Source organism: Microbacterium sp. CFBP9023, assembly GCF_034045055.1.
In the GTDB taxonomy this organism is placed as follows: Bacteria; Actinomycetota; Actinomycetes; order Actinomycetales; family Microbacteriaceae; genus Microbacterium.
In genome coordinates, this window is record NZ_JAXCWI010000001.1 from 178279 (window position 1) to 196755 (window position 18477).

Genomic DNA, 18477 nt, shown 5'->3' on the forward strand with positions numbered 1-18477 from the left:
GTGTGCGTTCATTGCTTTCCTCTCGTTCGACTGCTCTGTCGGGGGATGGGAAGGAGGTGTGACCGTCAGCCGTCTGCGCGCCTGATCTCGATGAGCATCGCCTGCTGCGGATTGAGCGTCGGCAGGGGGACGCCGGCGGTGACGAGGACGGACCCCGGCATCTCGACCGGGACGGCGACGGCGGCCGTCACCCACTCGGGGTCTCCGCCGTGTCTGCTCGACGCGCCGAGATCTTCGCGGATCCGGACCGTGTACGGCGCAGCGGCATCCAGTCCGGGAAAACGCACCCGACCGGACTGGCCCGATGCCGATGTCGTGAACCGGCTCCAGGTGAACAGCGCTTCGGATGCGTCTCGGGCCACGATTCCCGAGAGTGATGTCGCGGGATCCGCGAGGTCCGCGTTGACGACGCGACCGCTGTGCAGCAGGTCGCGGAATTCGCGGTACATCGCGGTCCAGCGGGCGATCGCCGCCAGCTCGCCGTCGTCGACGACGGTGAGGTCCTGCTCGATGCCGGCGTGCGCGGTCAGCGACGTCGCCAGACGGAACGACAGATCGGTGGTGCGGGCGGTGGTGTGCGATCGCGCGGAGCCGAGGTGGGAGCCGATGAGTTCGGGAGGGACGAGGCTGCGCGTCCACCGCTCGATCTGAACGCGTTCGACCGGATCGTTGCAGTCCGAGGCCCAGACACGATCGGTGCGGTCGAGGATCCCGAGGTCGATGCGTCCGCCGCCGCCCGAGCAGGTCTCGATCTCGAGCCCCGGGTGCCGCGACCGCAGCTCGTCGAGCAGGCGGTAGAGCGCGGCCGTCTGCCGGTGCACGCTGGGCCTGTCCCCATCGCCGCCGCGACTGACCGCTTCGAGAAGATCGCGGTTGTGATCCCATTTCAGGTAGTCGATCGAGTGCTCGCTCACGAGAGCGTCGAGACGCGCGAGAAGGTAGTCGTACGCCTCGGGGCGCGCGATGTCGAGAACGTGCTGCGACCGGGATTCCGGGCCGAGGCCCTCGGCCGGACCAAGTACCCAGTCCGGGTGGGCGCGCGCGAGATCGGAGTCGAGATTGATCATCTCGGGCTCGAACCAGAGACCGAACTGCATCCCCTGAGCACGCACGACATCGACGAGGGGCCCGAGTCCGTCCGGCCACACCTCATCGTCGACGAACCAGTCGCCCAGGCCGGCATCCGCTTCGCGGCGTCCGCGGAACCAGCCGTCGTCGAGCACGATGCGCTCGACCCCCACCTCCGCCGCACGCTCGATCAGCGCGGTGAGGCGCTCGAGGTCGTGGTCGAAGTAGACCGCCTCCCAGGTGTTGAGCACCAGGGGTCGCGGCGAGCGCGGATGCGTCGGACGCGCGCGCAGGCGCCGGTGGAGTCGGTCGCTGATGGCGTCGAGTCCGCTGTCGGACCAGAGGAACAGCGCGGTCGGTGCGTCGTAGCGGTCGCCGTCTTCGAGGATGATCTCGCCCGGGTGGAGCTCCTCACCGGCTCCGATGACCGAACTGAACACGCCAGCGCCCTCGGGAAGGCGCTCGGCGAGGTACTGCTGTTCACCGCTCCACGCGAGGTGCACGGCCCAGATCTCTCCGTGCCGGAAGCCGAATCCGGCGGTTCCGGCCGCGAGCAGGAAGGGCGAGTCGTGTCCCGGCTTGCCGCGGTGCGCGGCGCGACGGTGGGTGCCGAAGCCGAAGGGCGAACGCTGCGGGGAGCGCTCACGGCACCACTTCCCGGTGAAGTCGAGGATCTCGGTCGCGCGCTCGGGGAGCGGAAGCAGCGACAGCACGGCGCCCACCGTGTAGGGGGTCCGACCGATGCGCGGACTGAGGGCGGCGTCGCGTGCGAGGGACGTGTCGACCGCGAGAACTCCGTGCGGGTCGAGGTGATATGCGAGTTCGGTGCGGATGCCACTGATCGTGTCGTCGAACCGGAGGACGATGCGCCCGCCGACGCCGTCGGACGGGATCTCGACATCGTGTCCCACGAGTCGAGGTCGGGGGGTCGTGGCGCGTCCGCTCGCGTGACCGGAGAGAGCTGCGGTTCCCGACCAGCCCTCGTACTCGGTGGGCAGTGCGGAGAAGGCACGCGGGATGTCGGGGGAGTTGTTCAGCTGGGCGGGCCCGGCGGTGAGGGCGAGCGCCGAGACGGCTGCGGGATCGAGGTCTCCGAGGTCCGCGCCCCAGTGCAGCACACGGGGGATCGGGTCGGAGATCTGGACGATGAAGGCGGCACCAGCGGCGCGGAGTGCGACGACGGTGTCTGCACGGGAAGTCATGGGATGAGACCCTCCGGTAGTTACTTGACAACGTCAATAAATCACGTTTGAGATGGACGTGCAAGCGATCCCTCGAAATCGCCGACCGGAAATCGAGCGTTTACTTTTTCGGCTCGGCGTGATTTTATTACGACGTAAAGTAATCCTGCCCTGGGAGGGCGATCATGAAGCTCAGTGCTGAGCACGCACCACCGGTCGAGATCTCGCCGCCGAGTCCTCGACGCACCGACGCACGTTCGCGATTCGTCCGCAGCCTGCGCCGCTACTGGCAGCTGTACCTGCTGCTGCTCCTGCCCGTCATCTGGTTCATCGTGTTCCGATACGTGCCGATGGCCAACGCGGTCATCGCGTTCAAGAACTACAACCCCATCGACGGCGTGTGGGGGAGTCCCTGGGTGGGATTCGACAACTTCACCGCACTCTTCCGCAACCCGGTGTTCCCCAAGCTCATCGGCAACACGTTCATCCTCGCGGTCTACACCCTCATCGCAAGCTTTCCGCTGCCGATCATCCTCGCGATCCTGCTCAACGAGGTCCGACTGCGGTTCTTCACCCGCACGGTCCAGCTCGTCACGTACGCGCCGTACTTCATCTCCACCGTCGTGATCGTGTCGATGACGATCCTGCTGCTGTCTCCACGCGTGGGCATCCTGGGCCGCACGCTGAGCTTCTTCGGCGCAGGTCAGGTCGATCTGCTGGCGAGCGCCGACTTCTTCCGGCACATCTATGTGGCGACCGACATCTGGACGACCACCGGGTACTCCGCGGTCATCTACCTCGCCGCCCTCGCGTCCGTGGACACCTCCCTCTACGAGGCCGCCAAGATCGACGGCGCATCACGGCTGCAGAAGATCTGGTACGTCGACCTGCCGTCCCTGCTGCCGACAGCGACGATCATCCTGATCCTCGGGGTCGGCAACATCATGGCGATCGGGTTCGAGAAGGCGTTCCTCCTGCAGAACGCGCTGAACCTCTCGACGTCGGAGATCATCCCGACGTACGTCTACAAGACCGGCATCCTGAACGCCAACTTCAGCCTCGGAGCCACCATCGGACTCTTCAACGCCGTCATCAGCCTCGTGCTCCTGCTCGTCGTCAACGGCATATCCAAGCGAGTGACAGGAAGTGGGCTGTGGTGAGCACCGTGATCAGAGAGCAGCCCCTGCTCACCGAGGAGATCGTCGTCGGATCGGGCTCAGGGCGTGGCCGCCGCCGACGGGACCCGCTGGCCTCCGGGGTGAAGGTGAAGGAGACCAGAGCGGATCGCGTCTTCGTGATCGCCGCCTACCTGCTGCTGACGGTCTTCCTGCTCGTCGTGCTCCTGCCGCTGCTGAACATCGTCGCCAGCTCGTTCTCCAGCCCTCAGGCGGTGTCATCCGGCCGGGTGCTGTTCTGGCCCGTCGACTTCACCCTTCGCGGGTACACCGAAGCTCTCAACAACCCCGCGATCCTCCGCGGATTCGGCAACTCGGTGTTCTACACCGTGGTCGGCACGATCATCAGCGTCGCCGGGACGGTCGCCATCGCGTATCCGCTGTCCCGGGCGAACCTGTTCGGGCGCAAGACCCTCACCGGCGGCGTCGTCTTCACGATGCTGTTCTCCGGCGGAGTGATCCCGATGTACATCGTCGTCCAGTCGCTCGGCCTGCTCGACACCCGATGGTCGATGCTCCTCCCGAACGCGATCGGCGTCTGGCAGGTGATCATCGCGATGGTCTACTTCCGTTCGTCGATCCCCGACGAGGTCTACGAGGCGGCACAGCTCGACGGTGCGAGCGAACTCCGCATCCTCTGGACCATCGTGCTGCCGCTCGCCAAGCCGCTGCTCGCGGTCATCGCGCTGATGTACGCGATCATGCAGTGGAACTCGTACTTCGACGCGCTGCTCTATCTGCGCGACGCCGACCTGCAGCCGCTGCAGCTCGTGCTGCGAGGCATCCTCATCCTCAATGACGGCGGAGGCGGCGGTGACCTGGCCGCCCAGCTCGAACGTCGAGAGCTCGCCGACCTGCTCAAGTACTCGACCGTCATCATCGCCACCGTGCCGATGCTGATCGTGTACCCGTTCGTCGCGAAGCACTTCAGCAAGGGGATCATGGTCGGCGCCGTCAAGGGCTGACCACTCCTCTCACAGACCCACCACACACACCCGCACACCTGAACCGGTCAAAGGAGATTCCGGCAATGACACACCGCATCACACGAGGCGCGATCGCGGCGGTCACCGTCGTCGCGACGGGACTGGCGCTCGCCGCCTGCACCCCGGCGAGCGACGACAACGGCCAGCTCGTCGCATTCGGCCCGCAGGGCGAGAACGGCTCGCTCAAGGACAATCTGTTCACCCAGGAGGTCGAGAAGAAGTTCGACATCGACTTCGACTGGCAGACCACGACCTACGACGGCAGCGTCGCGGGGGAGAAGCGACAGATCTCGCTCGCCAGCGGCGACTACCCCGACGCGTACTTCCTCGTACCGTGGGTCGACGGATTCTCGCGCAATGAGATCCTCAAGTACGGGCAGCAGGGGGTGCTCGTGCCCCTCGAAGACCTCATCGACGAATACGCCCCCAACCTCGCCGAGCGATTCGAGGAGAAGCCCGATTGGAAGCAGTCGGTCACCGCGCCTGACGGCCACATCTACGCGATCACCCAGTGGAGCGAGTGCTTCCACTGCAGCTACCCGTCGAAGCTCTGGATGAACACGACCTGGCTCGACGCCCTGGGACTCGAGCAGCCGACCACCACCGAGGAGCTGCGCACGGTGCTGCGCGCCTTCAAGGACGGCGACCCGAACGGCAACGGCGCCGCCGACGAGGTGCCGCTGAGCGGCTCGGCGTCGGAGCCGATCATCAACTATCTGATGAACGCCTTCACCTATGCGCCGGTCGGCGGACCCTCGAGCCCGCCGCCTCTCGTGCTCGACGGCGATGAGGTCGCGCTCAACGCCACCTCGGACAGCTGGCGGGCGGGGCTGGAGTACATCACGTCGCTGGCGCAGGAAGGGCTGCTCGACACCGGGGCGTTCACGCAGAACGGCGACGCCCTCAAGGCGCTCGGAGACAGCGGGGACGCGCAGATCCTCGGCTCCGCCGTCACGCTGCACCCGTACGTGTTCGTCTCGGCGGACTCTCCTGACGGACGTGACAAGAACTACGACGCGGTCGCGCCGATCGCGGGTCCGGACGGCACTCAGTTCGCCACGTGGCGGTCGCCGGTGAATCCGGTGGGCACGTTCGCGCTGACCAACAAGTCGACCGAGGACGAGCGCATCGAGGCCATCAAGCTGCTCGACTACCTCGCGACGGACGAGGGCCAGATCCGCGCGTCGATGGGACCGGAGGGGGAGGCGTGGGTGCCCGCGGTCGACGGCGACCTCGCGCTCGATCCCGAGCTCGAGCCGACATTCCGTCCCATCACGTATGACGAGACCTCCAACGCCGCGTGGCGTTCGATGTCGCAGTACTGGGACTCGCTGGAGTTCCGCAACGCCCAGGTCGTGCCGGAGGACATCTACACGCCCGACGGATACGAGCGACGTCTGCTCTACGCGACGCAGGAGTACGAGCCCTTCCAGCCCGACGAGAGCGTGATCTTCCCGATCGAGAAGCTGTGGCCCGACCTCGAGACCTCGGCCGAGCTCGCGGAGCTGCAGACGAACATCGCCACCTACATCACGCAGGCCCAGGCGGAGTTCGTCACGGGGCAGCGCGACATCACGGACGACGGCGCGTGGGACGCGTACGTCGCCGACATCGAGGGCCTCGGGCTCGCACGCTACCTGGAGCTGCTGCAGACCGCGTACGACGCACTCTGATCGACACGGGATGCGCGGGACGGGTCATCCGTCCCGCGCATCTCTGCATTGCGGACCGTGGCGGGCTGGGCGCGAGAAGGGGACGGATGCCGATGGCATCCGTCCCCTTCTCTTCCGCTCGTCCCGAACGGTCAGCGCACGAGCGACTGGATGGCGGCGGCGGATGCGCCTCGCGCCCAGTCCTCGAAGGTGTGCGGACGGGTCAGGATGCGGCAGCGCGCCGCAGCGCCGAACGCGTGCGCCTCGAACGCGTCGTGCAGGGTCTTCTCGAACAGGTCGAAGTCCGAGACGCCCTCGCCGCCGATGATGACGACCTCGGGACCGGTGAGGTTCACGAGGGTGGCGATGGCCGTGCCGATGAGGCGGGCCGCTTCGCGGAATGCGGCGTCGGCGTCGGCGTCTCCGGCGTGGGCGAGAGCCACGGCTTCGTCGATCGCGACCGGCCGGCCGAGGGCACCGGAGACCGCCGCCTCGATCGCTCCGGTCGAGGCGGCGGCCTCGACGCAGCCGCGACGCCCGCACGGGCAGACGAGTGCCGGATCGGCGAGCGGCAGGTGCCCGATCTCGCCCGCGACACCGAACGCCCCGCTCACGACCTCTCCGTTGAGGTGCAGTCCGCTGCCGATCCCGCGTCCGATGGTGACGATCGCGAACGAGGCGGTGCCGAGCCCGACACCGAACCAGTGCTCTCCGATCGTCAGCGCGTGCACGTCGTTCTCGAGCGTGACGGGCCAGGGGAGGCGCTCCTGGAGCAGGTCGCCGAGCGGCACGTCCGCCCACCCCATGATGTTCGACTCGCGCACGATCCCGGCGATGCTGTCGACGTCACCCGACACCGACACTCCGACTCCCGCGATGGCCGACGCGCTCTCGCCGAGCTCGGCCGCGAGCGCGGCGACGACGTCGGAGATGGCGTCGATGACGGTGTGCGGATCGTCGGCGGGAAGCGCACGACGGGTGCTGGCGAGCACTGTCGTGGCGAGATCGGTCGCGACGGCGATGATCTCGTCGACGTTGACCTTGACGCCGATCATGACCATCGACTCGAGGACGATGGAGACAGGGCTCACCGGGCGTCCGGGGGTGCCGTCGCGATGCGAGGCGGGCGGCGCGTCGACGAGGCCGGCCGCGACGAGCGGGGCCACCGCCTTCGTGACGGCGGCCTGGGAGAGCCCCGTCTGGCGGGCGATGTCGATCCGGCTGATGGGACTGCGCGTCAGGATCGTCTCGAAGACCCGTGATCCCGCGTCGGACGCCGAGCGGATCAGGGTGGTTCGCGCTGCGGTGTCGTGGTCCATCAGGTCCTTCGTGTCGTGTCGGCTATCGTAGCGAATCCGCCGTGAGGCGGTCGGCTGTGCAGGCCCAGGTGCTCGGCCGCGAACTCCAGGGCGTTCTCCTCGTCGAGGTCTCCGCCGGCCTCGTGCCCGTTGTACGGCCACAGGACCACGGTCTTCTGGCCGCCGTACGCGGCGAATGCGGGCAGCACGGTCTCGGGCGGCGCGATGCCGTCGAGGAGTCCCGTGCTCAGCAGAGCCGGGGCCGTCGCACGCTTCGCGTGGTTGATCCCGTCGAAATATCGGAGCGTCTCGAGAGCCGCTGCGGCGTCGCCGCGCCGATCCGCGAAGTACTGGGTGAGCAAGGTGTACGGGTGCTCGGTGCTCAGCGTGGCGGCCCGGTCGAGTTCGCAGAGGAAAGGTGCCTGCACGATCGCGACGGCGAGGTCGGGGACCAGGCCGGCGATCGCCAGCGCGATTCCACCTCCCTGGCTCGCGCCCACCGCGCCCACGCGATCCGCGTCGACGACGTCGACGGCACGGAGCGCGTCGACGGCTCGCACGGCATCCGCATACACCCTGCGGTAGTAGTACTCCTGAGGCGAGCGGATGCCGCGGGTGAGGAATCCGCCGGCGGACGGACCGCCGTCGGCATGATCGTCGTCGGTGTCGCCGTGTCCCTGCCCCCGCGCGTCCACCACCAAGTGCGCGTAGCCCGCGGCAGCCCACCGCAGATCGCGCAGGGCATGACCTCGGCCGTTGCCGAAGCCGAAGAACTGCACGAGCCCGGGGAGCGGCTCCGCGGCACCGTGCGGCACGCGCAGCCAGGCATGGATCGGTGTTCCGCCGTACCCGCGGAACGACACGTCGTACACGTCTATCTGGGTGAGACGCGTGGGCAGCGGGGTCACGGAGAGGTCGAGCGGAAAGCTCCGAGTGCGAGCGATCGTGTCCGCCCAGAAGGCATCGAAGTCATCAGGCTCGGTCTGCGTGGTGGGGGCGACGACATCACGCACCTCACCGCGCACGGGACTCCTCCTGGTCGGCCGACGCGGAGAAGAGAAGATCATGATCGGCGAGGTCGATCCGAGCGCCCGGCGGCACAGCGATGATCGCCTCCCGCTCGCCGTTCGAGACGGAGACCTCCCTGTCGCGCTCGCCGGGGTTGCGGAGAGCACCCGAGATCACCCGCCCGTCCGCCCAGGCGAGGTCGAGCACGAGGCCCGGTCGCACGGCGATGCCCTGGACGTCTCCGTGGGTCCAGGATGCGGGGAGCGCGGGAAGCAGACGCACTGTGCGGCCGTGGCTCTGCACGAGCATCTCGGTGATCGCGGCGGGGAATCCGAGGTTGCCGTCGATCTGGAAGGGCGGATGCGTGCTGAAGAGGTTGGGGAGCAGGCCTCCCCACTCCGAGCCGTCGACGGGCCCGTGCCGCGTGGCGTCGCCGTCGAACGGCGTCAGTGCCTCCTCGAGCAGCGATGCGGCGATGTCACCCTGCCGTGCCCTGGCACGCAGTGCCACCTTCCACGCCCAGGACCAGCCCATGGCTCCCGGCCCGCGTGCGTCGATGAGCGCCACAGACGCGTCGAACAGCTCCGGAGTCCGCTCGGGCGTCACCTGGTCGAGCGGGAAGAGTCCGACCACGGGGGAGAGGTGCCGGTGCAGCGGTTCATGCTCGTCGACCTCTTCGGACCATTCGAGCAGTCGGCCGTCGGAGCCGACGCGCAACGGAGCGAGGGCTGCCAGCGCCTCGCGCACCTCGGCTTCCAGTGCGTCGTCGATGCCGAGTCGGCGGATCGCGACGAGCGCGCGCTCGAAGAGCGAGCCGATGAGGCTGAGATCCGACGTCGCGGTCAGGCCGAGCGGCGTCGGCAGACCGTCGGCGGCCACATAGGAGTTCTCGGGGGCCGTCGACGGCGAGGTGTGCAGGTGCCCGTCGGGGCCCGGAGTCAGCCAGTCGAGGCAGAACTCCACCGCGCCCCGCATCAGCGGCCAGATGCGAGCGCGGAGCAGCTCATCGTCGCCACCGAACTCGTACGCGTCCCAGAGGTTGTGGGTGAGCCAGACTCCGCCCATCATCCAGATCGCCCAGCTCGCCGCCCCGTGCCCGTCGCCGACCGGCAGGCTCCACCCCCAGACGTCGCTGTTGTGATGCGCCACCCATCCGCGTGTTCCGTACAGCTCCCTGGCGGTGTCGGTGCCCGTGCGGGCGAGGCGCTCGACGAGGGAGATCAACGGCTCGAGGACATCAGGATCGAGCAGCATCGGCGCCGCCCAGTAGTTCATCTCGGTGTTGATGTTGATCGTGTAGTTCGACGACCAGGCCGGTTGCAGCTGGTCGTTCCAGATGCCCTGGAGGTTGGCCGCAGGGCTGCCGGCACGAGAGCTCGACGCGAGGAGGTACATCCCGAATTCGGCGGCGATCGTCGCGCGGAGCAGGGGGTCGGAGCCTCGGAGAACGTCGCGATCGACGCTCCACTCGCCCTCACGCCGACTGCCGATCGCGAATCGCGCCCGAGTCATGCGGCGCCGGTCGGCGACGTGCTCGGCGAGGAGAGACGAGGCGTCGCGCTGAGCCGCGGCCTCCGCCCTCTCTCGTGCGCGATCCCGGATCGCCTCGCGTGAGGCGATCCGCCAGTCCCCGTCGGCGTCGGCCCACCACGACCCGGCGCGCGACGAAGTGGACAGGGCGATCAGCAGGCGGCGGGCATGGCGGACGACGATGCGATCGTCGTGGCGACCCACCTCGCCATCCGAGTCGAGGGAGACGGCGACGGCCGCGTAGGCGTCGAACTCGGCATCGTCGTCGGCGTAGCGCAGGGGGTCGACGGAGTCCTCGTGCAGCGGGGCGCCGTCGATCGGAACCTGCACATCCAGCACGAGCGCGTCGGACGCGTCGACGACGCGACCGCGGAGCGGGGTGGACAGCTCGACGGTGGTCTCGAACTCGTGGTCCGAGGTGAGCTCGATGATCAGGGCGTGAGCCGGAGCCGAGACCCAGGACCGTCGCGTCACTCGGCCGGCGGGGGTGCGCAGTGACTCGACGAGGGTCGCCCTGTCGAGATCGAGGATGCGAGCGGGGACGGTCTCATCCGATCGAGCGTCCGCCACGCGCACGAGCAGATCGGCGAGAGGGAGGAACTCCTGCGAGTAGGGGCCCTCGAACGCCATCAGCAGCTCCTCCGCCCGGCGCACGTCGGCGGCAGCGAGGGCCTCACGGACGGCCGCGAGCCGTTCGGGACCGGCACCCCCGTCACGCACCTTCTGCAATGCGCGCGCGGGGCCGTCGGGCGTTCCCGACCAGATCGTCGAGTCGTTCAGCTGATAGTGGCCGTCGGAGCCGCCGAACGCCATCGCGCCGATGCGGCCGTTGCCGAGGGGCGTCGCCTCCTCCCAGCGGGTGGCGGGGGCGTCCCAGGTGAGGCGCAGGGTGTCGGTCATCGCACTCCGGTGTGTTCGATCGATCTCGATGTCACCGTCAGCGTAGGTGGCATTAATTGCCGCTGTCAAGTAATCCGACCGCCCTGCGCCTGACCAGGTCAGAACTGCAGGAGGACCTTGCCCACCCGGCCCGCGGTGTTGCTTGCGCGGACTGCCTCTGCGGCATCCGCCGCATCGAAGACGCCGGCGACGGGCAGGGTCAGCGTGCCGTCGCTGACGCGCTGGATCAGTTCGCCGAACAGGGCGCCGCGCGTGCCGGCATCCATGGTCTGGATCACCTTGCTGCCCCAGAAGCCCTTGACGGTCGCCTGCTTGAAGATGACGTCGCCCGAGGCGATCTCCATCGTGGGGGAGTTCATGGCACCGAACGCGACGAGAGTGCCACCCTCGCCGAGGAGCGACAGGACGTCGCCGGCCGACGAGCCGCCCACCGAGTCGATGCCGAAGGCGACGTGCGCGCCACCGGTGATCGCGGCGACCTGCTCGCGCCAGTCGTCCGCATCCGTGGAGACCACGTTCTCGATGCCCTGCTCGCGCAGTTCATCGACCCCGGCCGAGCGCCGGACGAGCCCGATGACGTTGATGCCACGAGCGGCGCCGAGCTGTGCCAGCATGCGACCGACCGCGCCGTTCGCCGCGTTCTGGACGATCCAGTCGCCCTTCTCGGCGCCCAGGAAGTGCAGCAGGCTGATGGTGCTGAACGGCATCGACACGAGCTGCGCGGCGCTCTCGTCGCTGAGCGACTCCGGCACGGGGATGAGGCCCGCGGCGTTCGCGACGACGTACTCCGCCCAGGCGCCGAAGGTGCCGCCCGTCGCGACGCGCTGACCGACGGAGAGATCGTCGACGCCCTCGCCGAGAGCATCCACGATTCCCAGAGCCTCGGTGCCCGATGCTGCCGGGAGCTCCGGCTTGAAGCCGTAGGTGCCGCGGATCGTCCACAGGTCGTGGTTGTGGATGGGGGAGAGGACGATCTTCAGTCGGACCTGGCCGGGGCCGGGCTCCGGCGTCGGACGCTCGGTGACGGTGAGGACCTCTTCGGGTTCTCCGAAGGTCTCGTGGGTGAGGGCGCGCATGATGTTCTCCTTGTGGGATCGGTCGTGGTGGAGGTCGAGCGGGATCAGTCGTCGGAGACGGTGATCGCGACGTCGATGTTGCCGCGCGTCGCGTTGGAGTACGGGCAGACCTGGTGGGCGGCGTCTGCGAGCGCCTGAGCCTGCTCGTGCGGAAGGTCGGGGATGACGACCTCGAGCTGCACGGCGAGGCCGAATCCGCCCTCGCCGTTCGACCCGATCTGCACGCGGGCCCCGACCGACGAATCGGTGATCTTCACCTTCTGCGCACGCGCGACGGTCTGCAGCGCGGAGTGGAAGCAGGCGGCGTAACCGGCCGCGAACAGCTGCTCGGGGTTGGCGCCGTCGCCGCTGCCGCCCATCTCCTTCGGGATGGCGAGGTCGAGGTCGAGTCGGCCCTCGCCTGTGGTGACGCGGCCGTTTCGTCCGGCTCCGGTGGCGAGTGCTTCGGCGGTGTAGAGAGCGTCCATCGTGTGGACTCCTTCCGGGTTGGGGTCAGTCGGCGAGCTGCAGGCGTGCGGTGAGCTCCTGCAGCTCGGTGATCAGGCGGTGACGCTGGTCGTCGTCCTGCATTCCGGCGAGGGCGGCGATCTTGGTGTGAACCGGAGCGACTTCAGTGCGCAGAGCCATGCCGGTGTCGGTCAGTCGCACGGTGACGACGCGCTCATCGGCCGTGCTGCGGGCCCGCGCGACGTAGCCCGCCTGCTCGAGGCGGCGGACCAGGGGGGAGAGGGTGCCGGAGTCGAGCTGCATGGCGTCGCCCAGCGAGCCGATCGTCTGCTCGCCCTCCATCCAGAGGATCGCGAGCACGAGGTACTGCGGGTAGGTCAGACCCCACGGCGCCAAGAGGGCACGGTACGCCTGCGTCGTCGCTCGGGCGGCGGAATACAGCGAGAAGCACACCATCTCATCGGTCACGGCCATACCTCGAGTATTGCACGCGATTAAATTGTGCACAACCGATCTGAGCTCGTCGACCGGACGACGTCGTTCGCTCAGAGGAGCCCTGAGATGCCCTTCTGCAGCTGGAGGGCGCCGATCACGAGCAGCAGAGCGGCGTTCATCACGTGGGTGTTTCCGGCAACCCATCGTCGGGCGGAGTCGAGCAGCGGCTGCGAGCGCTCGCCTCGGATCGCGACGTAGAACACCGGCACCGCGATGGGCAACGTCCCGACGACCACGAACGCCAGCGCGACCCAGACCGCGTCGTCGCCGACCTGCGCGAGCGAGATGTCGAGCGCCGCGATGATGGCGCAGGACGCGTCGACGGGGTTCAGCACGAAGAGCGCCAGCCCGAGGAATCCGGTGCGCACGGGTCGGAACGTCTCGACGGCATGCAGCCACCCCGGCAGCTGCGGAGCGGCCGCGACCACCTGCTGCGGCGAGGATGCGGCGGCCATCTGACGGATGCGCGCAGAGCCCTTGCGGTAGACCCAGACGGCGGCGCCCGCGAGGAACAGTCCGATCACCAGGCGGAGGATCGGTACCCAGAGCGGCGGTTCGCGAAGCCCGTGCACCTCGAAGACGCCGAAGAGCCAGAGAGCCAGCGCCAGAAGGCCGGCGAGCCCCACGACCCACCCGATCAGGAACGCGATGCCGTTCGCACTCGCCCGTCGGGAGAGCAGCACGGCCACCAGAGCCATGATCGCCAAGGGGCTCAGGACGACTCCGAGCGCGACGGGGATGAGTGTGACCAGCAGCTCACCCATGGCCGGCCTCATCCGTCATCGCGAACCTCCCCGCGCACGATCCGGCGCGCTGATCTCAGAGTGCACCGAGGACGGCGCGGATGGCGTGTCCCTCACCCGATGCGGGTGAGGGCTCGCGGGACGGTGTCGTCGGTGACGTGGCGACGTGGAATCGCTCCCACCGACTGGTGATCGTCAGGGAGACATGCTCTTGTCCGATATACCGCCCGTCGCTACTTTGAGGGCATGGCCTCCCCCACGCGCCTGTCTCGTCCTGTACCCGCTGTGCGCTTCCGCCCTCCGGAACGACAACCGGGAGGCGTGCGGCGAGCGCGGGTGAACGATGCGCTGATCGAGGCGGCGAGAGGGCGGCATCTCAGCGTCGTCAGCGCTCCGAGCGGGTACGGCAAGACGACGGCGGTCGCCGAATGGGCATCCGGCACCGACGAACTGGCCTGGCTCGCTCTGACTCCGTCGGATGCGGAAGCCGGATTCCTCGCGCAGGGAGTGGTCGATGCGCTGATCGTCGGCAGTGAGAGAGCGGGCCGCTCCCTCGCCCTCACACGCGGTCTCCTCGACCCGATGCGTGCCTACGCCGAGATCTGCGAGGTCCTCGAGACGGTCGACGACATCGTGCACCTCGTGATCGACGACGCGCAGCGAGCCGGTGAGCACTGGCGAGACGGACTGCTCGGACTGCTGGCCGAACAGCCGCCGGACAATCTCCACCTGGTGCTCGTGGGAACGACTCTCCTGGACATCACGCTGTCGCGGGAGCATCTGATGGACCCCGGCGCCTTCGTCGGATCCGACACACTGCGCTTCACGCGGTCCGAGATCGAGCGGATCGAGGGCGTGGGGGCGACGGGGCTGGACGCAGAGACCATCCTGCGCGAGACGCACGGATGGCCGATCGCCGTGAAGCTCGTGGCGATCGGCGGGGCGCGCCCCTCATCCGACGCCGCCACGGCATCCGCGTTCCTCGGCGACTACGTGCGCGACCACGTGCTCAGCGCGCTGCCTGACGAGACCAGAGAGTTCGTGCTCGATGCCGCCATCTGCCATGAGCTCACGCCAGAGCTCGCGAGCGCTGTGACCGGGCGTGCTGATGCGGCGTCGCTGCTCGACGACTGCGTGAGGCTCGGGCTCTTCCTCGACCGGTTCGAGGCGCCGCACGGTGTCGTCTACCGCTGGCATGGCTCGTTCGCTCGGCAGTGCATCGAGATCGCTCGCAAGGATCCCGAGCGCAGCGCCGAGCGTCATAGACGCGTGGCGCAGTTCTGCGAGGCCACCGATCCCCTGATGTCGGTCGCGCACTCGCTGCGGGCGAACGATCCGACGGGGGCCAGAGCCACCTTCATGCGCCACTGGATGCGTCTGGTCATGGGAGTGTGCGCGGCCGAGGTCGAGCGCCTCGCCACCGTCCTGCTGGGCTATCACCCGGACGACGCCGAGATCTTCGCCGTCCGAGCCTGCGCGACGGATGTGCTGGGCGAGCATCATCTCGCCCGCGAGCTGCTGGATCGTGCCGAGGCCGCACACCAGCGCGCCGGGGGAGGATGCTCGACGACCCTCGCGATCGCACAGCTGTTCGTCGCCGATGACCGCGAGCACGCGATGTCGGCGGGTTCCACGTTGCGTTCGCTGCTCGCCAGCTCGAAAGAGCTCATGGTCGACCGCGCCGCCGTCAACTACCTCATCGGATGGTCGGAGATCCGGCATCCCACCAACCCCACGCTTCCGGCCGAGTACTTCGGCGCCGCAGCCAGAGAGATCGAGGGCTCGGGCGAGGTGGGGCTGTGGAAGCGGGCGCTCGGCCACCTCGCATTCGGCCAGACCTGGGAGGGCCGGTTCACGGATGCGGAGAGAACCCTCGCCGAGATCCAGGCACCCGGCACCGCGCTGTCGGCCGCGATCGGCTATGCCGGCGGCAGCACCTCAGCAGCAGCCGGTCTGGTCGCCTACTGGGCGGGTGAGACCGGCGATGCGGTGCGGCACTTCGAGGCGGTGCTTCTGACCAGCGGGCATGACCCGTCATTCACGGCGGTCGCCCGGATGATGCTGGCGTACGCGGCCGCAGAGGGAGGCGACGCCGCAGCATGCCGACGGGCTGCGATCGGCGTCCAGGACATCCCCCTCGAACTGCTCCACGGCGTCTCGTGGCCCGTGTTCCGAGAGTCGGCCATCGCACTCCTCGAGGAGGCCGTCGGAAACGAGGAGCGAGCCCTGCGGATCGCTCGCCGACACCTGGCGATCCCCGACCTCCCCCTCATCGGCGTCGCGCTCGCCGGGGTGCTCCGCCGGGGTGGAGACTACGCCGCGGCGTTGGAGATGCTGCGATCCATGCGCATCTTCGCGGAGGTCTCGTACGTCAAGTCATCGACGCTGATCACGGCCGCGGTCATGCGCCGTCACGTGGGCGATCACGACAAGGCGCATGACCTGTGCGAGGCGGCGATCGCGGTCGCGTCAGGCGAGAACGTGCGTCTGCCGTTCGGGCGCCGGGAGACGGCTGTCCGGCGACTCCTCAGCGAGCACGTGCACCATGGCTCCGAATTCGAGGACTTCATCGGCCGATGCCTGGCATCGGATGCAGCGAGTCCCGTGACCGGCTCGCTGTCCGACCGTGAGAGAGACGTCTTCCGGCAGCTGCAGACCTCTCGCACCCTCCCGGAGATCGCGAGCGAGCTGGGCCTGTCCATCAACACGGTGAAGACCCATCAGCGGTCGATCTATCGCAAACTGGCGGTGTCGTCGCGACGGGAGGCCGTGCGGACCACGCTGTGAGGCGCAGGCTCCGCACCCGGGTGATATCCCACCTCAGGTGCGGCGACGCGCGCGCTCCCAGACGGCGTTGGCCGTCGCCGCGGACACGGAATAGATTCCGATGAGCGGGTGGCCGAGACGGGCGAGGTCGGAGGAGAGCTGTGCGAACCACATCGGCTCCACGAGAACCACGGCTGCCCAGGCGCCGACAGGGAGCTCCATCGCGATGCGCCGGGCGTCGTCGCTGCCGACCAGGCCTGCGATCTGCAGTGACAGGCCGGCGAGCGAGAACTCGGCTTCGTCGATCTCGGTGAGGTCGTAGCCCCCTTCGCTCCGTCGATGCAGGAGGAAGAAGTCGAGCAGCTGCACCGTGCTGCTCTCGACCTGGCGCAGCAGCGACTCGAGCAGTGCAGGACTGGGACGGTCGGATCCGATCCTCACGACGAGGATCTGCACATCCCCGAGTTCGCGAGGCATCTGTCCGCCCGCCCCAGTCTCGGCTGTCAGGCCAGGGCCCGGGCCTTGATGGAGGCGAACTCCGCCTCGGTGATGGTTCCGGAGGCCAGGAGCTTGGCCGCCTTGTCGATCTCGTCGCTCGGGCTGCTGCCTGCGACGCTGCGGATGTAGCTGTCGGCCGCGTGCTGCTGCGCCTGCATGGACGAGACGTTGCGCTCTGCCATGCCGGGGCCGCGGGCGATCAGGTACACCAGTGCGGTGAGGAAGGGCACGAAGACCAGGAAGATGATCCACAGCGCTTTGAGCCATCCGTTCAGCGCATGGTCACGGAACAGGTCGGCGACGATGTTGAAGAGCACCATCAGGTAGGAGATGAATACGAAAGCCCAGAAGAACCACCAGATGATGGCCCAGAAGCTATCCCATATGGACATTGCAGACTCCTCTCGTTGAGTTTCTGTCTGTGGTGATAGTGGCACCGAGCATCATCGAAATCGCCGCCCCCTCACCCGGAGCGGGCGAGCGGCCGCCCGGACCCGTCCGGACGCCTCGATACAGTCCTCGTGTGGATGTGACCGACCCGCAGGATCCTGTGGCCACGCCGGCGACCCCGTCGCGGTGGGGTCGTCTGCAGCGAGTGCTCCCCGCGCATCCGCTGCGCTCGGGTTTCGCGGTCGCCCTCGGAGTGCTTCTCGCGATGGCGCTCGCCGCCACCATCGCGGGCATCTCCACCGTGCTGATGTCGATCTTCCTCGGCGTCTTCCTCGCCCTCGGGCTCGATCCGGCGGTGCGGGCGCTGGAACGCCGCGGCGTGCGCCGCCCCATCGGCGTCGCGATCGTCGCGGTCGCTTTCCTGCTGCTCGTCGTCGCGATCCTGCTCGTCGTCGTTCCGGCCATCGTGCGTCAGCTCGCAGCGGTGGTCGTCGGCGCGCCCGAGACGATCGAGTCGATGCAGCAGAGCCAGTGGTACCTCGATCTCGAACGCAACCTCGGCGTCGACCTCTCGGCAGTGGTCGCGGAGGGGGTGCAGTCGCTCACGACCCTGTCATCGTTCCTGACGATCTCGGGCGGGGTCCTGAAAGCGGGATTCGGAGTGGTCGGGGCGGTGTCGAGCTTCGTGATGGTCTCGGTGCTGACGCTCTACTTCGTCGCGTCGCTGGAGAGCATCAAGCAGTCAGCCGCTCGGCTCGTCCCCGCCTATCGGCGAGCGAGCTTCTCACGACTGCTCGACGAGGTGACGTCGTCGGTGGGCGGGGTGGTCGCCGGGGGAGTCACGCTGTCGTCCATCAATGCGGCCGTGGTGCTCGTCCTCCAGCTGCTCGTGGGGTCGCCCGCGCCCGCGGTGCTGGCGATCGCCGCGTTCTTCGTCACCCTCGTGCCGATGATCGGGTCACTGGTCTTCCTCGTGATCGGCGGCATCGCCACGCTGTTCGTGAGCCCGACGGCTGCGCTGATCTTCATGATCGCGTACTTCGCCTACATCCAGATCGAGGCCTACGTCGTCACGCCGCGGGTGATGGGTCGCGCTGCCGCCGTGCCGAGCGTGCTCGTGATCATCGGCGCGATGATCGGCGCCACGCTTCTCGGTCTGCTCGGGGCGCTCGTCGCGATCCCGATCACCGCATCGATCCTGATCGTCATCCGCCAGGTGTGGATCCCGCGCCAGGACAGCGAGACGACGCCGCCGATCGAGTGA

General features: G+C 68.3%; 15 protein-coding genes. 5 read left to right on the forward strand and 10 right to left on the reverse strand.

Annotated elements, in window-relative coordinates:
* Nucleotides 1-65: 65 nt before the first annotated feature.
* Complete coding sequence (locus SOM10_RS00820) at nucleotides 66-2270, reverse strand: alpha-galactosidase (protein WP_320487989.1); 2205 nt, start codon at nucleotides 2268-2270, stop codon at nucleotides 66-68.
* Between the two features lie 164 nt (nucleotides 2271-2434).
* On the opposite strand from SOM10_RS00820, the gene SOM10_RS00825 reads away from it, so the two are divergent.
* From SOM10_RS00825 to SOM10_RS00835, 3 genes are all read left to right on the forward strand, one after another.
* A complete protein-coding gene (locus SOM10_RS00825; RefSeq protein ID WP_082297779.1) occupies nucleotides 2435-3409 on the forward strand; it encodes an ABC transporter permease in 975 nt (324 codons plus the stop codon).
* On the forward strand, nucleotides 3406-4389 hold the full coding sequence (locus SOM10_RS00830) for a carbohydrate ABC transporter permease (protein WP_233277305.1): 984 nt from the start codon (nucleotides 3406-3408) through the stop codon (nucleotides 4387-4389). Before SOM10_RS00825 ends, SOM10_RS00830 begins: the two co-directional genes overlap by 4 nt.
* Nucleotides 4390-4454: 65 nt before the next feature.
* Nucleotides 4455-6083: an extracellular solute-binding protein gene (locus tag SOM10_RS00835; RefSeq protein WP_320487990.1), complete on the forward strand. Its 1629-nt coding sequence runs from the start codon at nucleotides 4455-4457 to the stop codon at nucleotides 6081-6083.
* Between the two features lie 131 nt (nucleotides 6084-6214).
* Here the strand turns inward: SOM10_RS00835 and SOM10_RS00840 are convergent, their stop codons facing one another.
* The 7 genes from SOM10_RS00840 to SOM10_RS00870 all read right to left on the reverse strand — a co-directional run bounded on the left by SOM10_RS00840 (nucleotide 6215) and on the right by SOM10_RS00870 (nucleotide 13580).
* Nucleotides 6215-7381: an ROK family transcriptional regulator gene (locus tag SOM10_RS00840; protein WP_056278338.1), complete on the reverse strand. Its 1167-nt coding sequence runs from the start codon at nucleotides 7379-7381 to the stop codon at nucleotides 6215-6217.
* A complete protein-coding gene (locus SOM10_RS00845) occupies nucleotides 7381-8385 on the reverse strand; it encodes an acetylxylan esterase (RefSeq protein WP_320487991.1) in 1005 nt (334 codons plus the stop codon). Before SOM10_RS00845 ends, SOM10_RS00840 begins: the two co-directional genes overlap by 1 nt.
* On the reverse strand, nucleotides 8375-10798 hold the full coding sequence (locus SOM10_RS00850; protein ID WP_320487992.1) for a glycosyl hydrolase family 95 catalytic domain-containing protein: 2424 nt from the start codon (nucleotides 10796-10798) through the stop codon (nucleotides 8375-8377). The genes SOM10_RS00845 and SOM10_RS00850 overlap by 11 nt, the downstream gene beginning before the upstream one ends.
* Before the next feature lie 98 nt (nucleotides 10799-10896).
* Entirely contained in the window at nucleotides 10897-11874 is a 978-nt protein-coding gene (locus SOM10_RS00855) for a zinc-binding dehydrogenase (protein ID WP_230100624.1), read from the reverse strand.
* 44 nt (nucleotides 11875-11918) lie between these two features.
* Nucleotides 11919-12341: an organic hydroperoxide resistance protein gene (locus SOM10_RS00860; protein ID WP_053095718.1), complete on the reverse strand. Its 423-nt coding sequence runs from the start codon at nucleotides 12339-12341 to the stop codon at nucleotides 11919-11921.
* Between the two features lie 25 nt (nucleotides 12342-12366).
* Nucleotides 12367-12795 (reverse strand): MarR family winged helix-turn-helix transcriptional regulator, encoded by a 429-nt coding sequence (locus tag SOM10_RS00865; protein WP_056278348.1) that lies wholly within the window; start codon nucleotides 12793-12795, stop codon nucleotides 12367-12369.
* 71 nt (nucleotides 12796-12866) lie between these two features.
* Nucleotides 12867-13580 carry a GAP family protein gene (locus SOM10_RS00870; RefSeq protein WP_072591087.1) on the reverse strand — a complete coding sequence of 238 codons (714 nt, stop codon included), beginning with the start codon at nucleotides 13578-13580 and terminating at the stop codon, nucleotides 12867-12869.
* Between the two features lie 315 nt (nucleotides 13581-13895).
* Here SOM10_RS00870 and SOM10_RS00875 point away from each other — a divergent pair, with 315 nt between their 5' ends.
* Nucleotides 13896-16346 carry a LuxR C-terminal-related transcriptional regulator gene (locus tag SOM10_RS00875; protein ID WP_320487993.1) on the forward strand — a complete coding sequence of 817 codons (2451 nt, stop codon included), beginning with the start codon at nucleotides 13896-13898 and terminating at the stop codon, nucleotides 16344-16346.
* Between the two features lie 33 nt (nucleotides 16347-16379).
* On the opposite strand, the gene SOM10_RS00880 is transcribed toward SOM10_RS00875, so the two are convergent.
* Together SOM10_RS00880 and SOM10_RS00885 are read right to left on the reverse strand one after the other, a co-directional pair.
* Nucleotides 16380-16802 (reverse strand): DUF6325 family protein, encoded by a 423-nt coding sequence (locus SOM10_RS00880; RefSeq protein ID WP_320487994.1) that lies wholly within the window; start codon nucleotides 16800-16802, stop codon nucleotides 16380-16382.
* A gap of 26 nt (nucleotides 16803-16828) precedes the next feature.
* Nucleotides 16829-17215 carry an SHOCT domain-containing protein gene (locus tag SOM10_RS00885; protein WP_053095723.1) on the reverse strand — a complete coding sequence of 129 codons (387 nt, stop codon included), beginning with the start codon at nucleotides 17213-17215 and terminating at the stop codon, nucleotides 16829-16831.
* Between the two features lie 131 nt (nucleotides 17216-17346).
* Here SOM10_RS00885 and SOM10_RS00890 point away from each other — a divergent pair, with 131 nt between their 5' ends.
* Nucleotides 17347-18477, forward strand: coding sequence for an AI-2E family transporter (locus tag SOM10_RS00890; RefSeq protein ID WP_320487995.1), 1131 nt, complete (start codon nucleotides 17347-17349; stop codon nucleotides 18475-18477).

Bases quoted from the DNA above. Each gene is read 5' to 3' on its own strand.
- SOM10_RS00820 (WP_320487989.1), bottom strand. From the start codon at position 2,270: ATGACTTCCCGTGCAGACACCGTCGTCGCACTCCGCGCCGCTGGTGCC.
- SOM10_RS00825 (WP_082297779.1), top strand. From the start codon at position 2,435: ATGAAGCTCAGTGCTGAGCACGCACCACCGGTCGAGATCTCGCCGCCG.
- SOM10_RS00835 (WP_320487990.1), top strand. From the start codon at position 4,455: ATGACACACCGCATCACACGAGGCGCGATCGCGGCGGTCACCGTCGTC.
- SOM10_RS00840 (WP_056278338.1), bottom strand. From the start codon at position 7,381: ATGGACCACGACACCGCAGCGCGAACCACCCTGATCCGCTCGGCGTCC.
- SOM10_RS00850 (WP_320487992.1), bottom strand. From the start codon at position 10,798: ATGACCGACACCCTGCGCCTCACCTGGGACGCCCCCGCCACCCGCTGG.
- SOM10_RS00855 (WP_230100624.1), bottom strand. From the start codon at position 11,874: ATGCGCGCCCTCACCCACGAGACCTTCGGAGAACCCGAAGAGGTCCTC.
- SOM10_RS00860 (WP_053095718.1), bottom strand. From the start codon at position 12,341: ATGGACGCTCTCTACACCGCCGAAGCACTCGCCACCGGAGCCGGACGA.
- SOM10_RS00865 (WP_056278348.1), bottom strand. From the start codon at position 12,795: ATGGCCGTGACCGATGAGATGGTGTGCTTCTCGCTGTATTCCGCCGCC.
- SOM10_RS00870 (WP_072591087.1), bottom strand. From the start codon at position 13,580: ATGGGTGAGCTGCTGGTCACACTCATCCCCGTCGCGCTCGGAGTCGTC.
- SOM10_RS00880 (WP_320487994.1), bottom strand. From the start codon at position 16,802: ATGCCTCGCGAACTCGGGGATGTGCAGATCCTCGTCGTGAGGATCGGA.
- SOM10_RS00885 (WP_053095723.1), bottom strand. From the start codon at position 17,215: ATGTCCATATGGGATAGCTTCTGGGCCATCATCTGGTGGTTCTTCTGG.